Raw genomic sequence first — 14,275 nt, 5'->3', positions numbered from 1 at the left:
GCCGTCGCGTCATTCGGCAGCGCTAAACTTCCGCCATGTCGCTCAGCCCAACCCGAGAAATCTTCGTCGCCTTCCTGCGCCTCGGCCTGACCGCCTTCGGCGGGCCGGTCGCCCATCTCGCCTACTTCCGCGACGAGTTCGTACACCGTCGCCGCTGGCTGAGCGATGCTGCCTACGCCGACCTGGTCGCGCTGTGCCAGTTCCTGCCCGGCCCGGCAAGCAGCCAGGTCGGGCTGGCGCTCGGCCTGCAGCGCGCCGGCTACCGCGGCGCGCTCGCTGCCTGGTGCGGCTTCACGCTGCCGTCGGCACTGCTGCTCATCGTCTTCGCGCTGGGCCTGGCCGAATTCGGCGAACGCCTGCCACACGGCCTGCTCGCCGCCCTCAAGATCGTCGCCGTGGCGGTCGTCGCCCAGGCGGTCTGGGGCATGGGCCGCAGCCTCTGCCCGGACTGGCCGCGACGCCTGCTTGCCCTGCTCGGCGCCGCACTGCTGCTGGCCTGGCCGGGCGCCGCCGGGCAACTGGCGGTGATCGGCGGCGGCGCGCTGGGCGGCCTGGCGCTCGGCACCTCCGTCCCGGTCGCCCGTCCGGAGCGGCTCGCCGCCGGCATCGGCCGGCGCGCTGCAATGCTCTGGCTGGCGCTTTTCGCCGCCGGCCTGCTCGGCCTGCCCTGGCTGGCCACGACCTTCGCCGCGCCGACGCTGGCCCTGGTCGATGCCTTCTATCGCGCCGGCGCGCTGGTCTTCGGTGGTGGCCATGTCGTCCTGCCCTTGCTGCAGACAGCCATGAGCGAGTTCGGCCGGATCGACCAGGAGACCTTCCTGGCCGGTTACGGCATCGCCCAGGCGGTGCCCGGTCCGCTGTTCACCTTCGCCGCCTTCCTCGGCGCCGCCGGCAGCGCCACGCCGAACGGCTGGGCCGGCGGCCTGCTGGCGCTGCTGGCGATCTTCGCCCCGGCCTTCCTGGTGGTCGCCGGCACCCTGCCCCTCTGGGACGCGCTGCGCACCAACGCCCGCGCCCGGGCGGCGCTGGCCGGGATCAACGCGGCGGTGGTCGGCATCCTGCTCGCCGCCCTTTATGATCCGCTATGGACCGGCACCATCCACGGCCCGCGGGAACTGGCGCTGGCCGCCATCGCGCTGGCCGCGCTGACCTGGGGCAAACAGCCACCGTGGCGCGTCGTCGCTGGCTGCGCGCTGGGCGGGGCGCTGCTGCTCTAGCTTTTCGCCGCCGCACCGCAAGCGTGGCAGAAGCGCGCAAAAGCGCTCTTGCGCTCGTTGCAGGCGGTGCAGTGGTCGAACAGGCAGATGCCGCAGTGCGGGCAGTAGTCGATCGCCGTGTTGCTCAGATCGACGCTGCGCTCGCAGCCCGGGCAGACCTTCTTGCCCAGCCGCGCCAGCGCGACGTCGTAGGACAGCTCCTTGCGCCGCTCGACGTCGGGCAACGCCTCGGCCTGCTTCTGTCGTTCGAGGTAACGATTGAGCGCCAGGATCGCGTAGCGGCCGACCAGCACGGTGAGGACGATGCCGACGCTGTAGCGGATCCAGCCACCGTAGCTCGGGATGTAGGGCACCAGTTCGACGAAGAAGGCGAACAGCGCGAAGTAGATGAAGCCCCAGACGAACGGCCACCAGGTGCTCTTGCGTTGCTTGGCGAAGAGCCAGCCGGCGACGCCGAGCAGCGGCAGGGTCAGTGCCAGGCGATAGCCGAAGACTCGCAGTTCCTGACTGCGCATTTCATCGTGGTAGCGTTCGGCGGCGGCCGCGCGCAGTTCGCCCAGTGCCGACTGGGCGCGCGCTTCTGCCTGTTGCTGGTCGAGCAGCACCTGCTGCTGCGCCTGCACCGCGGCCAGCGCCTTGCGCTCGGCGGCCTTCAGGGCATCGAGCTGGGCGGTGCGGGCGATCAGTTCGCGATCCTGCTCGGGGCGCTCGGTGGCGCGCCGGGTGGCCAGCCAGTTAGCGAAGGTGTCGCGGGCGGTGGCGGCGTCGGCACGGGCGACGTTCAGTTTCAGTTCGGCCTGGTCGAGCGCGTCCTGCGCTGCCTGGCGCGCCTGTTGGGCGGTGTCGATCTCGGCGCGCAATTTGCCGGCGGCTGCCGGGTCGAGAAAATTCTCCAGGGTCAGCGCCGTTTCGACGCGCGGCAGGTTCTCGACGATGTTGCCGCCGAGCCCGATCAGGAAGCTGCCGAAAGCCAGCGCAACCAGCCACAATCCAAAGCGGAACCAGCGTTCCGACCAGCGCAATGCCTTGCTCATCCTCTTTCTCCGCAGGTGGCGACGGGTCGATGATACGCGCATGACCGGGAATTGACTTCGCCCGGCCGCCGCCTAAAATCGCCGCCATGCAGGAAACCCTCTTTCACCTGCGCCCCGCGCAAGCCGCCGATCTTCCCGCCATCCTCGCCGTGCAGCGCCAGTGCTACCTGCCGTCGATGAACGAGGACGGCGCCACCTGGGCCGGGCGCCTGGCCGCCGCCGCCGATTTCGTCTGGGTCGGCGAAGTGGCGGGCAAGGTCGGCGCTTATCTCGCCACCTACCCGTCGCATCTGGGCAAAGTGACGCCGCTGGGCGGCGCTTTCGCGCTCGCCGCCGACGCCGATTGCCTCTACCTGCACGACCTCGCGGTGGCGCCGGCCGCCGCCGGGCGCGGCCTCGGCGCGCGCCTGGTCGCTGGCGCGCTGGCCGCCGCCCGCCAGCACGGCTGGCGGCACGCCGCGCTGGTCTGCGTGCAGGACGCCTACGCCTTCTGGCAAGGCCAGGGTTTCAGCGCACCGGCAACGCTGGCGCCGGCCGCGCAGGCGGCGCTCGCCAGCTATCCCGGGCCGGCGCGCTACATGACGCGCCAGCTCGACTGAGCCTCAGATCTCGCTGATCACCGTCGCCGCCGGCAGGCGCGACTTCGGCAGCCTGGCGTTGAAATCGTCGGCGCTGCTGTAACCCAGCGCGGTCAGCACGACGCAGCGCAGCCCCTGGGCTTCCAGGCCGAGCGCGGCATCGATCGCCGCCGCGTCGATACCTTCCATCGGACAGGCGTCAACGCCGAGCGCGGCGGCGCCGAAGAGCAGCGCGCCGAGCGCGATGTAAATCTGCTTTTCCGTCCATCGCGGCAGGTCGTTCAACTGGTCGCGGTGCAGGTTGGTGTAGAAGCTGCGCGCATTGTGCTGGGTATCCCTGGCTTCCGGGGTGGCAAAGCGGCCGTCGGCATCTTCCTGATCGACCAGCGCCTGCAGGTGGGCGTCGTCGAGATCGCGGCGGACGCAGAGGACGACCACGTGCGAGGCGTTGCGCACCTTCGGCGCGTTGTACTCGAAGCGCCCGGCCAGCGTCGCGGCGATCTTCTCCTTGCCTTCGGCGGTGCTGGCGACAATGAAGTGCCAGGGCTGCGAATTGACCGACGACGGGGCGAAGCGCAGCAGCGTCTTCAACTGTTCGATGGCGGCGGGATCGATCTTGCGGCTCGGATCGAAGGCCTTGCAGGTGCGGCGGCTGGTGGCGATTTCGGCAACGTTCATGAAGGGTTCTCCTGTTGTGGGACGCGACTTGGTCAGCGAGCTTAGCAGGAAGTTCGCCGCTTCAGATCAGGCCCATGTCGCGCGCCAGCACCGCTGCCTCGGCGCGCGACGAAACGTTGAGCTTGCGGTAGAGGTCCTTCACGTAGCCGGCCACGGTGTGCTGCGAAATCGCCAGCAGGCGCGCCGTCTCGGCCTGCGTGATGCCCTTGGCGATCAGCCGCAGGACTTCGGTCTCGCGCGCGGTCAGGGCCACCGGCGGCGTCACCGGCCGGTTGAAGAAGGCCAGCATGCGCCGGGCGATGGCCGGCGACAGCGGCGGCTCGCCAGCGGCGATGCCGCGCAGCGCGACGACGATGGCCGACACCGGCTGGTCTTTCAGCAGGTAACCGCGGGCGCCGGCGCGCAAGGCCGGGAAGACGTGGCCATCGTCGTCGTAGATGCTGGCGACGACGCACAGCGTCGCCGGCGAAGTCTGCTGGATCAGGTCGATGATCTCGATCCCGGAACCATCGGGCAGGCCGAGGTCGATCAGCGCGATGTCCGGCGCCGGCCCGCCGCGCAACTGCTGGCGCGCCTCGCTCAGCGTCTCGGCAACGTCGATGGCGATGCCGGGAAAGCTTTCGGCCAGGGCCTGGCGCAGCCAGTCCTGGGATTCGGGCACGTCTTCGAGGATGAAACCGGTACGCATCGGGATTTCCGGGAGGTGACGGGCAATGATAACCTCGCCGGCGGCGCCCGCGCCCCCATGAACGCGGGGGTGGCGGCGGCTGGCGGACGCGGGAGAATCCGTCTCTTTTACGCTTTTCCGTTGGTGCCGGTGATGACGCGCTTTTCGATCCTGTCCTGTTTCGCTGCCCTGCTCGCCGGCCTGTCCGGCGCGGCCGGCGCCGAGCCGATCCCGACCGCTGCCGGTTTCGGTCTCGACGGCATGGCCCCGGGCGGCCACTGGGCGGCCCGCCTGACCGTCCTGCGCAACGGCTACGACCATCGCTTCGACAACCGCGGCCGGCGCGTCGACCTCGACCGCGACTACAACGGCCTCGACCTCGCCCGCCTCAACCCCGGCTTGAGCGGCACCCTGCGCCTCGACACCCGCGCCGTCACCGAATACACCGAACTGCTGCTCGGCTACGGCGTCAGCGACGACCTGACGGTCGGCATCATCGTCCCCTACACACGAACGACGACCCACGTCCGCTTCGGCGTCGATGGCGGCATCGGCAACGCCGGCATGCAGGCGGTACTGGCCGGCCTCGGCTACCGGACGCCGCGCACGGTCAGCGTCGCCGGCTTTGCCGACCCGACCGTCGGCGTCCTCTGGCGTTTCCACAAGAGCCCGGTGGACAGCGCCATCCTCGGCTTCGGCGTGCGCTTCGGCATCGCCCGCGACGACGACCCCAACGACCTCTTCGACATCCCGCCCGGCGACGGCAGCACCGACCTGCGCAGCCGCTTCGAGTACTTCCGCGACCTCGGCCGGTGTTTCGACCTCCACCTGCTCGCCGAATACCAGGTGCAGTTGCCCGACCACGTCCGCGCCCGCCCCGGCAACCCGCTGACCACCGCCAGCGTCGAACGCCTGCGCCGCAACCTCGGCGACTACTGGGAATCGGACGTCGAAATCGGCAAGCGTTTCGGCAACTGGCGGCTGTCGGCGACCTGGCACCGCTATCAGGAAAAACCCGACCGCTACCGCTCGCCGTCCGGCGCCGACACCAGCGCCCTCTCGGCACACACCGACACCCGCGCCGACCAGATGCGGCTGGCGCTCAGCTGGAGCGGCATCGAAGCCTGGCAAGGCGGCCGCCTGCCAATGCCGCTGGTGGTCAAGCTGGAAGTCCAGGACGCCGTGCGCGGCCAGAATTTCGTCGCCGTCCGCGACGTCTACCTGCGGCTGAGCACCTCCTTCTGAGCCCGTGCCGCGCCGCTTCCTGCTCCTCCTGCTGCTGTTCGTCTGGCTGACCGGCGCCGTCCGCGCCGGCGAGGCGCCGCTCCTGGATTTCACCCAGGCCGACTTCGTCCTTGCCGACAGCGCGACGCCGCCGCCCGACAGCGCCCCCTGGCAGACGGTGACGCTGCCCGACCAGTGGCGCCTGTCGCGGCCCGGCGTTGCCGGCAACGGCTGGTACCGGCTGCGCTTGCGCATCGACCGCCCCGACCCCGGCCTGCAGGCGGTCTATCTGCCGAAGCTGGTGATGAACGCCGCCGTCTTCCTCAACGGCGAAGCGATCGGCGACGGCGGCAGCTTCAGCGAACCGATCGCCCGCAACTGGAACCGTCCGCTCTTCTTCCCGGTACCCGGCGAACTGCTGCGCCCCGGCGACAACGTGCTGCATGTCCGGCTGCTCGGCCACGCCTACACGCAGGCGGCGCTGCATCCGCTGCAACTCGGCCCGGAAAACCTGCTGCGCCCGGCCTACGAACGCGCCCTCTTCCTCAACGTCACGCTCAACCAGACGGCCGGCCTGCTGATCGCCGCCATCGGCGTGCTCACCCTCAACCTCTGGCTGCGCCGGCGCCGCGATACCGCCTACGGCTACTTCGGGCTGTCGGCCGTGGTCTGGTCCCTGCAGGCGACCAACCTCTACCTGCGCGAAGTCCCTTTCGACACCGCGCACTGGGAAATCCTGAGCAACTCCGGCTTCCAGATCTTCTCCGGCTTCCTGCTCATCTCGCTGCTGCGCTTCATCGGCCTGCAACAGCGCCGGCTGGTCGGCGCCCTGTGGTTCGGCATCGTCGCCGCACCGCTCAGCCTGTGGCTGGCGCCCGCCGCCTGGTATCTGCCGCTGACCGCCGGCTGGCACTTCTACACCTTGCTCGCCGCGCTGGCCACCCTCGGCCTGCTGCTGCACACCGCCTGGCGCGGCGGCAACCGCGACGCCCGCTTCCTGGTCGGCGCGATGGGGCTGGTCGTCCTGTTCGGCCTGCACGACTGGCTGATCCACAGCCAGCACATCTGGCAGGGGCGCACCGCCTGGCCGCTGACCGACGTCTTCCTGTTGCACTACAGCGCGCCGCTCGTCTTCCTCGCCCTCGGCCTCATCATGACCGGGCGCTACGTCAGCGCCCTCAACGAATACGAGGCGCTGGCCGACGAACTGGACCGCCGCGTCCAGGACAAGCACCTGCAGTTGCAGGAGAGTTACGCGCGGATGCGCGAACTGGAAACCGAAAGGGCGGTGACCGAAGAGCGCGAGCGCATCTTCCGCGACCTGCACGACGACGTCGGCGCCAAGCTGCTCTCCCTGGTGCATCGCGCCCACCGTCCGGAAGACGCCGACCTCGCCCGTTCGGCGCTGCGCGACCTGCGCGACGTCGTCTCGCGCACCGGCGCCGCCAGCTACGCGCTCGACGAACTGACCGCCGACTGGCGCTCGGAATGCGAGCAGCGTCTGAGCGAGGCCGGCCTCCGCCTCGACTGGCAGAGCGACGGCGCCGCCGAGGCGCTGAGCCAGCCGCAGGCGCTGAACATCGGCCGCATCCTGCGCGAGGCGATCTCCAACGTCATCCGCCATGCCGGCGCAACGACCGTGCGCATCCGCCTCGAAGCCGGCGAGGCGACGCTGCTGCTCAGCATCGCCGACGACGGCCGCGGCCTCGCCAACGAGCAACGGCCGCGCGGCCGCGGCATCCGCAACATGCAGGCGCGTACCCAGCGCCTGGGCGGCGAACTGCAACACCGCAATGGCGACGGGGGCGGCTGCCGGATCGCCTTGCGCGTCCCGCTCGCTGCCCCCGTCAATTGAACCTCAGCGCGTTTAGGGCGTGTTCACAGTAAGCAGCGGGCGGCGCAAGGGGTTGGCGGGGAGGCAGTGCAAGGCGCCGGTCGCGCCGTGCAGTGATCTGCACAAGCGAGCGGCAACGCGGCAATGCGCCCCGCCAACCCCTTGCCCTTCGGGTTTGCCGTGGCGGGCGGTCGCCGGCGTTACTCGGCTCGGGAATGGAACAACCATTCCCATCGCCTCGCGCCTTGGCGCCCATCCCGCCACGGCAAACGCCGTCCCGCAGGTTACTGTGAACACGCCCTAGAAAGCGACGCGCACCCCGACGCTGCCCGACCACTGCGGATCGTTGCCGTCCGACGCGACATTGACCGAAGTCGCCAGCGCCGCGCTACGCGTCAGCCGGTGGTCGATTTCCAGCCCGAGCCGGCCCCAGGTCTCGGTATCGCGCGAACTGCCGGTGTTGAAGGCAAAGCCGCCGACCCCCAGCAACTGGCCGCTGCTGCTGCCGCTGCGGTTGCGCGCGACGACCAGTTCGCCGCTCGCCCGCAGGTCGGTATTGGCGCCCAGCGCCAGGCGACCGACCAGGCCGCCGCGCAACTCGTCGCTGCGCCGCTGCTGGCTGCCGTAGGCAACCGGGAAACCGCCGCCGGTTTCGGTATAGCGGTCGAGCTTGCTGCTGACGTGGGTATAGGCAACGAACGGGCTCCAGGAAACCGCGCCGCTCCGCCACGCATCGTAGCGATCGACGCGCAGGCGCAGCGCCCAGCTCGTCGCGTCCGGCGTGCCGGTCGACGCATCGGCGACGCCGGCATTCAGGTAGCCGCGGCGCAGATTCGTATCCATCCGGCCGTACAGCCCGGTCAGGCTGAACACCCAGTCGCGGCTGGCGCCCGGCGCGTAATCCCCCTCGAGCACCAGATAACTGCCATCGGCCTTGCTGCGGCCGGTGAAGGCCTGATCCTGCCGATAGTCATTGCGGCCGACGCCGACGCCCCAGCGCAGGTTCGGCGACAGATCGTGATAGACGCCGAACTCGCCGAGCACCTGGCGACCGTCGCCGTCCCGCTCGTGGGCGTAGTCGCCGGTCGCCCAGAGACCAAGGCCACGCTCGCCGGCAACGCCTGAATCCATCAGCGTCCGGTGGTGCGCGCCCCACAGGTTGAGCCCGAAGCGCTGCGAGATGGCGTTCAACGCCTGCTGCCACAACACCAACGAACGGTTGAAGTCGGTCAGGCCGATGACGCCGGTACCGCCACCGGTGTTACCACCGCCCGTATTACCGCCTCCGGTGTTCCCGCCTCCTGTATTGCCTCCTCCTGTATTGCCTCCTCCCGTATTGCCTCCTCCCGTATTGCCTCCTCCCGTGTTGCCTCCTCCCGTGTTACCGCCACCGGTGTTGCCGCCGCCCGTGCTGCCGCCACTCACCCGCGCCAGATAGCTTTGGGTCCGGCCATCGATCTGCCCCTTGCCGATGACGGCATTGCCGCTGGCATCGACCGCCACCGCGTCGCTGAAGGTGTTGCTGCCGACGGCGACGCCGTTGGCGGTAAGCCAGTCGCTGACCGTCTGCAGGCCGCCAGCGGCCGTCCAGCGGAAGGCGTAGGCGCCGCGGATGCTGGGAATCAGCGGCGTCGGCTGGTCGGCACTGCCGACGATGACGCTGCCGTCAGCATTGACGCCGTTGGCGATGCTGTAGGTGCCGCCGTTCAGGATGCCGAGGCCGACCATGCCGCCAGCGCTGGTCCAGCGGAAAGCTTCGGGGATATCGCCAGCGCCGACCCCACGCGATATGCCGACCACCGTGCTGCCGTCGGCCGACACCGCGTAGGCACGGCTGCTCGGGGTCATCGTGCCGACCACCGGATCGTTGTCGGAAGCGAGCACGCCCAGGCCCTGCATGCCACCACCCGGCGTCCAGACGAAGGCCTCTTCGACCAGACCGCTGATATGGACGATATTATTGCCCTGGTAGCCGAGAACCATCGTGCTGCCGTAGCCGACGACCGTGTCGCCGCTGGCATCGATGCCGCGGCCGAAACTGCTGGTAAAGGCGCCGCCATTGAGATCCTGGACCGACCAGCCGGCGCCGCCGTCGAGCCAGCGCGCGGCGTGGTAGCCGCCGTTGACATAGCTAAAGCCCGCCACCTTGCGGCCGTCGCCGGCAATCGCCCAGGCCTGGCTGGCGACGGTACCCGGCCCGCTCGCCAGGTCCGGCAACTGGGTCATGGTGGCGCCGTTCCAGACCAGCGCCCGCGCGCTCGCACTGTTGTAGCTGGGCAGCGCCCAGCCGGCAACCACCGAGCCGTCGGTCGACGCCGCCTGGGCGACCACCTGCTCGTAGCCGGCCGGACCGTCGAGCTGCGTGCTGCTGCCCGGCGAAAACTTGTAGGCGCGGTAATTGAAGGCATCGAGACGGACCACTCCGACTGCGACATTTCCGTCGCCGGACAAGCCCATCACTGCGCTGCCGACATTGGTCGGCAGGTTGTAATCCAGCCCGTCGACACCAGCCATGGCCGGTCCGTGCAGCAAACTGACCAGCCCGCAGGAGAACAGCGCGGCGACCAGACGTTTCGGCGTAAATGTCATTGCCAACCCCTGAAATGTAAATTGTTGTAAACCCTGGCAAGTATCTTCAGAAGCCGCCCTGGCCACTACCCCGCAAACGGGGGGGAGGCCCGCATTTCCTGGCCCCGGCAAGCGTCGCGCCGGGCTGGCCGAGCCGCTGCCGAGATCGGCAAAACGCGCGATCTCCCTGCCCTTCCCCGGGAAATCCATGCGCTCTTGTAAATGCTCACGGCACGACAAATAGCTAGCACTTCGGCATACTCCAGATTTGTCATTTCGCATAACTGGAGATCAGCGTGTCGACAGCAGAAAACTACGTTCAGGAACTCGCCCTCGCCACCGAATTGCTGCCGCTGTCGCCAGCGGAAGAAGCGGGATTCGAGTCGCGAGCAAGCACCGCGCCGCTGGACGAGGCCAGCGACCAGGCCTCGCTCCTCGAATTCGGCATGAACCTGATGGAACGCCGCCAGCCCAAGCCGCCCCCGGCCGTCGACGCCAACGCCCTGCTTTCTTTCGTCGTCGGCGTCACCCCGCAGGAACGCGAAGATGCGCTGTACTCGGTGCAACTGGCCTCGCGCAGCGCCAGCGCCCTGTTCGACCGCTTCAAGGACACCGAGGCCTGGTACGGCAAGTACATCGAAACCCTGGAAAAACTCGGCTGGACCAGCGAGCAGTTCGCCTTCAGCAAGTACGAGCAGGCCGAGGGCGAACTGCGCATGGACCAGGCCGCGCTCGCCGTGATCGCCGCCATCGCCACGCAGAACCAGCTCGCCGTGCTCAACCAGTCGCTCGACGCGCTCAAGGCGCTGGCCGAGGAAGACGGCGCGATCCGCCTGTTCGACTTCCACACCACCGCCGAAAGCAGCGGCAACTTCCAGATCGGCGCCGTGCAGAAGTCAGAAGATGGCGTCATCTCGATGGCACTCGGCGCCTTCCACTTCACCGCCGACGACCAGCGCCGCCGCTTCCTGTTCCTCTCCTGGGGCGAGCGCTCGGTGCAATTGTGGACCGCCGCCCAGAAGATGACTTTCAACGCCAAGCACTACGCCCGCCTGCGCGATGCTGTGGAAGACAAGCTCGGCGATGCCGCCGAACTCTACATCGGCGAGCTGGAAATCGCCTGATCAACTGGCGACGCCCGACGCCTGACGTTAGAATCGGGCGGTTTTGAACATCCCGCGGTTACCGCCGCGCCTCACCGAAACCGCCCGATGACCGATTACTCCGCCGCCTCGATCCGCGTTCTCAAGGATCTCGAACCCGTCAAGGAACGTCCTGGCATGTACACCAGGACGACCTGCCCGACGCACATCGTCCAGGAAGTCATCGACAACGCCGCCGACGAGGCGCTGGCCGGGTTTGCCAAGAAGATCGCGGTGCGCGTCGGCGCCGACGGGGTGATCGAAGTTTCCGACAACGGGCGCGGCATCCCGGTCGAGATTCACCCGGAAGAAGGCCGGCCGGCGGTCGAGCTGGTCTTCTGCAAGCTGCACGCGGGCGGCAAGTTCAACAAGAAGGACGCCGGCAACGCCTACCGTTTCTCCGGCGGCCTGCACGGCGTCGGCGTCTCGGTGACCAACGCGCTGTCGACCCGGCTGGAAGTCGAGATCAAGCGCGGCGGTGGCGTGCACAAGATCGTCTTCGCCGACGGTTTCGTCGTCGAACCGCTGGCGAAGATCGGCGAGGTCGGCCCGCGCACCACCGGCACCACGGTGCGCATCGCGCCGGACCCGAAGTATTTCGATTCGCCCAAGGTCAACCTCGGCCAGCTCGAACACCTGCTGCGTTCGAAGGCGGTGCTGATGCCCAACGTCACCGTCGAACTGGCGGTCGACGGCCAGGAAACCAAGACCTGGTGCTACCGCAACGGCATGGCCGACTACCTGGCCGAGATGATGGCCGGCACGCCGGTGGCGCCGATCTTCGTCGGCGAAAAGTATGTCGAGGTGGAAAACGGTTTCGCCGTCGGCGAAGGCGCGACCTGGGCGCTGGCCTGGTTCGAGGAAGGCGGCGGCAAGCCGGAAAGCTACGTCAACCTGATCCCGACGCTCGACGGCGGCACCCATGAGGCCGGGCTGAAAGCCGGCGTCTTCGACGCGGTCAAGGCCTTCGCCGAGCACCACGCGATCCTGCCGGCGAAAGTGAAACTGGCGCAGGAAGACGTCTGCGGCCGGATGACCTTCCTCCTCTCGGCCAAGGTGCTCGACCCGCAGTTCCAGGGCCAGACGAAAGAGAAACTGACCTCGCGCGACGCCTACAAGCTGGTGTCGCAGATGGTGCGCGACCCGTTCGAGCTGTGGCTGAACAACCACGCCGACCATGGCAAGAAGATCGCCGAGCTGGCGGTGAAAGCAGCCCAGAACCGCCTGAAATCGACGCAGAAGGTGGAAAAGAAGAAGTCCTCAGGCATCGCCACCCTGCCCGGCAAGCTGACCGACTGCGAATCGGACGACATTTCGCGCAACGAGATTTTCCTGGTCGAGGGCGATTCCGCCGGCGGCTCGGCCAAGCAGGGCCGCGACAAGGAAACCCAGGCGGTACTGCCGCTGCGCGGCAAGGTGTTGAACACCTGGGAAGTCGAGCGCGACCAGTTGTTCAAGAACAACGAAGTGCACGACATTTCCGTGGCGGTCGGCGTCGATCCGCACGGCATTGAGCAGCTCGACAGCATCGATCTCAGCGGCCTGCGCTACGGCCGCATCATCGTCATGTCCGACGCCGACGTCGACGGCTCGCACATCCAGGTGCTGCTGTTCACGCTCTTCCTCAAGCACTTCCCGGCGCTGGTCGAACGCGGCCACATCCACGTCGCACAGCCGCCGCTGTTTCGCGTCGATGTCGAAGCCAAGGGCCACACGCGCAAGGTCTATTGCCTCGACGAAGCGGAAAAGGAACAGACCCTGCGCAAGCTGCGCGACGAAGGCATCAATGAAAACAAGATCACCGTCTCGCGCTTCAAGGGCTTGGGCGAAATGAACCCGGACCAGCTCTGGGAAACCACCCTCTGCCCGGACACCCGCCGCCTGGTACCGTTCCAGGCCGAGCGCGAGACGATCCGCCGCATGCACCAGACTTTCACCCTGCTGATGGGCAAGGGCGAAGCCTCGGGGCGCCGGCAGTGGATGGAGAAGGACGGCGGGCTGGTGGAAACCGACGTGTAAGCCACCGGGGCAATCGCTGATGCCTGGCCAAGCACCGGCGTCAGCGTTACAAAACCCTCTAACAAAGCCGCAGCATGGTCAATTCGCCATGGATGTCCAGCGGTTATGATGCTCCCCACCATGCCAACGCCCCTTTCTTCACTTTCGCGCCGCAGCCTGCTTGTCGCCGGTGCCCTCCTGCTCAGCGCCTGCGTCACCACCCAGCCGGCCCCGCCGCCCGCGCCGCCGACACCACCACCGACCGCCCACAAACCGAAGATCGGCCTCGCATTGGGTGGCGGTGCGGCGCGCGGCTTCGCCCATATCGGCGTGATCAAGATGCTGGAATCGCAGGGCATCGTCCCCGACCTCGTCGTCGGCACCAGTGCCGGTGCCGTCGTCGGCGCGATGTACGCCGGTGGCTACGACGCCTTCGCCATGCAGAAGCTGGCGATCCAGCTCGACGAGACGCTGTTCGCCGACTGGACGCTGCGCGGCCCCGGTCTGCTCAAGGGCGAGGCGCTGCAATCCTTCGTCAACCAGAACCTGAAGCGGCGCCCGCTGGAAAAGCTCAAGCTGCCCTTCGGCACCGTCGCCACCGACCTCAACAGCGGCGAGCGCGTCGTTTTCCGGACCGGCGACAGCGGCATGGCGGTGCGCGCCTCGGCGGCCGTTCCCGGCGTCTTCCAGCCGGTGACGATCAACGGCCACCAGTACGTCGACGGCGGGCTGACCAGCCCGGTGCCGGTGCGCGCCGCGCGCGAAATGGGCGCCGATTTCGTCATCGCCGTCGACATCTCGGCGGTCGCCGAGGGCCAGCCGGTCGACAGCATGAGCGCCATCCTCTGGCAGACGACGACGATCATGGGCAGCGTCATCGGCAAGACCGAACTGGCCGAGGCCGACGCGGTGATCCGCCCGCGCCTGCCCTACGTCAAGTCCTGGGATTTCAACGCCCGCCACGAGGCGATGATCGAGGGCGAAAAGGCGGCGCTCGCCGCCTTGCCGACGATCCGCCGCAAGCTGGCGCGCTGAGGCGGAGCGCCATGACCCTGCGCACCGTCCACATGCCGAAATACCCGGAGTGCTGGCAAAGCTGCGGCTCCTGCGCCAGCGGCGACGTCTTCATCCTGGAAGTGCTGGTCGCGCCGGGTGAGCTGATGCGGCGCGACGACAACATCCTGACCCTGGAAACCGGCAAGGTCGCGCTCGACATACCAACGCCCTACGCCGGCCGCGTCGTCGAAGTCCATGTCAGTGCCGGCGACCACGTCGCCGAAGGCGCGCCGCTGGTCACGCTGGAGAGCGATTAAGCGGCTATCATCGGGGCGTCGT

12 protein-coding genes are annotated in these 14,275 nt (G+C 68.4%); 8 read left to right on the top strand and 4 right to left on the bottom strand.

Annotated elements, in window-relative coordinates:
- The first annotated feature begins 35 nt into the window (after positions 1-35).
- The gene (gene chrA, locus ACE3OV_RS07015; protein WP_374326276.1) at positions 36-1,217 is read left to right on the top strand and encodes a chromate efflux transporter; all 1,182 of its coding nucleotides are present in this window, start codon (positions 36-38) and stop codon (positions 1,215-1,217) included.
- On the opposite strand, the gene ACE3OV_RS07010 is transcribed toward chrA, so the two are convergent.
- Positions 1,214-2,251, bottom strand: coding sequence for a serine endopeptidase (locus tag ACE3OV_RS07010; RefSeq protein WP_374326275.1), 1,038 nt, complete (start codon positions 2,249-2,251; stop codon positions 1,214-1,216). The genes chrA and ACE3OV_RS07010 overlap by 4 nt on opposite strands.
- A gap of 86 nt (positions 2,252-2,337) precedes the next feature.
- On the opposite strand from ACE3OV_RS07010, the gene ACE3OV_RS07005 reads away from it, so the two are divergent.
- Positions 2,338-2,850 carry a GNAT family N-acetyltransferase gene (locus ACE3OV_RS07005; protein ID WP_374326274.1) on the top strand — a complete coding sequence of 171 codons (513 nt, stop codon included), beginning with the start codon at positions 2,338-2,340 and terminating at the stop codon, positions 2,848-2,850.
- 3 nt (positions 2,851-2,853) lie between these two features.
- Here the strand turns inward: ACE3OV_RS07005 and nfsB are convergent, their stop codons facing one another.
- Both nfsB and ACE3OV_RS06995 read right to left on the bottom strand, forming a co-directional pair.
- Positions 2,854-3,507, bottom strand: a complete 654-nt coding sequence (gene nfsB / locus ACE3OV_RS07000) for an oxygen-insensitive NAD(P)H nitroreductase (RefSeq protein WP_374326273.1) — start codon at positions 3,505-3,507, stop codon at positions 2,854-2,856.
- Positions 3,508-3,568: 61 nt separating this feature from the next.
- Positions 3,569-4,195: a LuxR C-terminal-related transcriptional regulator gene (locus ACE3OV_RS06995; protein WP_374326272.1), complete on the bottom strand. Its 627-nt coding sequence runs from the start codon at positions 4,193-4,195 to the stop codon at positions 3,569-3,571.
- 15 nt (positions 4,196-4,210) lie between these two features.
- Here ACE3OV_RS06995 and ACE3OV_RS06990 point away from each other — a divergent pair, with 15 nt between their 5' ends.
- Together ACE3OV_RS06990 and ACE3OV_RS06985 are read left to right on the top strand one after the other, a co-directional pair.
- Positions 4,211-5,419: a hypothetical protein gene (locus ACE3OV_RS06990; protein ID WP_374326271.1), complete on the top strand. Its 1,209-nt coding sequence runs from the start codon at positions 4,211-4,213 to the stop codon at positions 5,417-5,419.
- A gap of 4 nt (positions 5,420-5,423) precedes the next feature.
- A complete protein-coding gene (locus ACE3OV_RS06985; protein ID WP_374326270.1) occupies positions 5,424-7,253 on the top strand; it encodes an ATP-binding protein in 1,830 nt (609 codons plus the stop codon).
- A gap of 279 nt (positions 7,254-7,532) precedes the next feature.
- Here the strand turns inward: ACE3OV_RS06985 and ACE3OV_RS06980 are convergent, their stop codons facing one another.
- Positions 7,533-9,821, bottom strand: a complete 2,289-nt coding sequence (locus ACE3OV_RS06980) for an autotransporter domain-containing protein (protein ID WP_374326269.1) — start codon at positions 9,819-9,821, stop codon at positions 7,533-7,535.
- Positions 9,822-10,096: 275 nt separating this feature from the next.
- Between ACE3OV_RS06980 and ACE3OV_RS06975 the strand changes: the two genes are divergently transcribed.
- The 4 genes from ACE3OV_RS06975 (at position 10,097) to ACE3OV_RS06960 (ending at position 14,253) form a co-directional block, all read left to right on the top strand.
- Positions 10,097-10,924: a hypothetical protein gene (locus ACE3OV_RS06975; protein ID WP_374326268.1), complete on the top strand. Its 828-nt coding sequence runs from the start codon at positions 10,097-10,099 to the stop codon at positions 10,922-10,924.
- Positions 10,925-11,011: 87 nt separating this feature from the next.
- Entirely contained in the window at positions 11,012-12,961 is a 1,950-nt protein-coding gene (gene parE, locus ACE3OV_RS06970; protein ID WP_374326267.1) for a DNA topoisomerase IV subunit B, read from the top strand.
- 120 nt (positions 12,962-13,081) lie between these two features.
- On the top strand, positions 13,082-13,975 hold the full coding sequence (locus tag ACE3OV_RS06965) for a patatin-like phospholipase family protein (protein ID WP_374326266.1): 894 nt from the start codon (positions 13,082-13,084) through the stop codon (positions 13,973-13,975).
- An 11-nt stretch (positions 13,976-13,986) separates the two neighbouring features.
- Complete coding sequence (locus ACE3OV_RS06960) at positions 13,987-14,253, top strand: biotin/lipoyl-containing protein (RefSeq protein ID WP_374326265.1); 267 nt, start codon at positions 13,987-13,989, stop codon at positions 14,251-14,253.
- Positions 14,254-14,275 lie beyond the last annotated feature (22 nt).

Origin of the sequence: Azonexus sp. (genome assembly GCF_041909095.1) — a bacterium.
Lineage (GTDB): Bacteria > Pseudomonadota > Gammaproteobacteria > Burkholderiales > Rhodocyclaceae > Azonexus.
Note: the sequence above shows the minus strand (reverse complement) of the source record. Positions and strands in the feature narration are given on the sequence as shown.